This is a genomic window from Azohydromonas lata (assembly GCF_034427735.1).
Taxonomy (GTDB): domain Bacteria; phylum Pseudomonadota; class Gammaproteobacteria; order Burkholderiales; family Burkholderiaceae_C; genus Azohydromonas; species Azohydromonas lata.
Genome location: NZ_JAXOJX010000256.1, coordinates 1 through 276, shown reverse-complemented (window position 1 = coordinate 276; position 276 = coordinate 1). Strand labels below are relative to the sequence as shown.

Annotated in this window: 1 protein-coding gene; it reads right to left on the bottom strand. The window is 66.3% G+C overall.

What is annotated here, in order from left to right; all coding sequences use genetic code 11:
• Positions 1–276, bottom strand: a 276-nt coding sequence (locus tag SM757_RS35295; protein ID WP_322468909.1) for a hypothetical protein, incomplete at both ends; no start/stop codon positions are given.

Genomic DNA, 276 nt, shown 5'->3' with positions numbered 1-276 from the left:
AGCCGTCACGTTGGAGCCCACGGCCACGATGTCCGTGCCCGTCTTGGCAAAACCCAGGTCACCGGACAGCGACACGAAGTTCGCGATGTCGGCCGAGAAGCCCTTGAGCGTGAACGCCACCGTGTTGGCAGCGATGGCCTGGCTGAACGTATAGCTTTGGCTGCCGACGCTCACCTTGGTGCCAGCCGTCACCGCACCGGCGGTGCCCGTGTACTGCACGGCCACGGACGTGGCCTTGAGGTTGCCCAGGCCGTCAACGCTGGCCGTCAGCGTGCC